This window comes from Emticicia sp. 17c, assembly GCF_037153985.1.
In the GTDB taxonomy this organism is placed as follows: Bacteria; Bacteroidota; Bacteroidia; order Cytophagales; family Spirosomataceae; genus Emticicia.
This window is the reverse complement of record NZ_JBBAYI010000040.1, coordinates 1-2,423: the sequence shown is the minus strand read 5'-3', so window position 1 is coordinate 2,423 and position 2,423 is coordinate 1. Positions and strand designations below refer to the sequence as shown.

At 38.3% G+C, this 2,423-nt stretch carries 1 protein-coding gene; it reads right to left on the bottom strand.

What is annotated here, in order from left to right:
- The coding region (locus WAA15_RS24340; protein WP_337045458.1) for a hypothetical protein at positions 1–2,423 on the bottom strand (2,423 nt) is incomplete at both ends.

Below are 2,423 nucleotides of genomic sequence, written 5' to 3'. Positions count from 1 at the left end.
AATCTTCTTTCAAAGAAATACCAACTACATCTTTCACTAAGCCGTCAATGGCAGTTTGGCATTTAGCCCCTCCTGCGGTAATATCCACAATCATAGCATCCGTAATGGGCGGAAGGCTTATGCCTTTATCCTGAAACATCGGATTGTCAAGAATAGCAATTTTTAGCGTTTCCACCTTTTCAGTGGTTATGGGTGCTTCAATAAACAATTTTCCATTGTCACATATCAGGTTTTTGAGAATATCACCTACGGCTTTTTGGGTGTTCATGAAACCACAGTTGGAAGCAGTGGCTTCATTTGGCTGAGACACTACGTTATCTTGACTAACTTCGTTAATTACATTACTTTGTTGTATGGCTATTCGTTCATTAGCCAGAATTCTATTCAATTCTTTGATGTAATTGGGATCAAAATAAACAGTCACACGGGATGAGCATTTTTGGGTATTATTATTATTGAGTTGTAGGGTGCATTCCGAAGTATAGACCGCAGGCGAAGTATCCGGAAAAGGGATACTGATGATATTTTTATCGGAAATTTTGATATTCTTAGAGTCATACCAAGCAATTATATTACTCGGACAATTGGCTGAAATCAGTCTTAATAATGCCCCCTTGGTAGAGAAATCATCAATACTCGCATAAATTGCTTTCTCTTTTGGTGTGTAGGTGGGATTAGCTGAGGTCTGCACTGCTGTTGCCATCCCTAATTTATATTCATAACTCCCCTGAAAGAAATCAGCACATTGCGTATTGTCTTTTATGACAGGTTTTGGCTCAGGCCTATAAATGATTACTTCTTTCTCGCAAAAAGGCAGAATCGCCCCTTTCCCGTTCATATTACATGCAATTTTGTAGGTAATGCTTCCGGTAGCATTATCATCTATTCGCTTATTTGAAGTAATATTTCCACTGCCACCATTGGAGTTTCGCCAAGAAATTGTTCCTAAATCACATCCAGTTATGGTAATATTGGCTAATCCACCCGTAACAATTGGAGGATTACTGTGAGCCTGATCAACGATCACATTAAAATCACAAGGGTTTGGTACATGAATTTCGAATGCCTGCGTTTGTGCTTCTGCACCATTAGCTTTGCAGATAGTTTTAAATTGAATACTCCTGTAACCCCCATTTACTAAAATTGCATTAGACGTTAATTTATTAAAACCTAATGCGACCCCATTAGGAGAGTAGTATTGATAATAATAATCAGATTTACCCATGTTACAATTATCATCGTAACATCCGAAAGATTGTAGCGTAACAGTGTTACCCGCAATAATTTGGTTACCATACAGCTCCTGATAAGATTTATCCGTTAATACAATCCATACCTTCGGAGGGTTTCGCACAAGTTTTACCTGACTTGTGATGGTTTCACCATTAAATTGGCAGGTGGCTTTATAGGTTATCTCTCGTACGGTTGGCTTTACAATTCCATTAAGCGGAATGGCTGGCTCCCAAGTAACCACACCTGTGTTGGCCTCGCTTACACCACACCATTTGCTGCTGAGTATAATAGGTTCATCACAATCAAAATTGGTTTTACTGGCGGATGCCATGAAAGGTGTACAAATGGTTTGGGGAATTGTGTTGTTGCGAATTTCATTATTAAGCGTAGGGGTATAGGCAATACTGAATGGACACTCTCTTGTATAATTATCACCTTCTCCATAAACTAATGCAATTCCTTCAAAAACGGTTGGTTTTGTCGGGAGGGTAAAGTTTTTGACATGCAATACATCACCTTTATTAATTGTGCTATAGGTGCCATCAGACCATTTCACACTAGAACAATTAGCCTTTTGATCATGGTTATACCATACTGAGGTAATTTTGATATTCCCAGCCTCCACTGATAATTTATGTGGCTTATCTGCAGCATAAGCACCACATAAAACATTGGGTCTTTTTATTATTAGCTCTTCTGATTCACATGTTTCTCCAAATCTTGTGCAAGATGCTTTTATTTTTGCTTCCCTATCCCTTTTGATATTTGAAATAAGGTATTGATTGGGTTTAATTTCTTTCCCTACGATTTGACCTTCTCCAGAAAATGACCAATCAATTACGCCATTTTCACAACCTAGCAGTGTGATTATTTTTGAGCCAGCGGGTGTACCCCAGAAATTTTCATCAGCTTTATCGTCGTTCTCCAGTAGTTTTAGTTGGCATTTGATTTTTATGGGAGGTAACTGAAAAGCACAAGTATTACCGGCCGCATTTTTACAATAAACGGCATACGTTTGTGGTTGAGTTGGTGTATTTATCCAAACTTTATTGGTAGTCACTGGTTCAAATTTTTCGTTTCGCCAGATAATATCACTCGCACACCCGTTGACAATTAAACCTACTTCATCGCCTTGTGTAATATCATAAGTAGTAGCCCTTGCCACTACATCTGTACATTTTTTATCAACT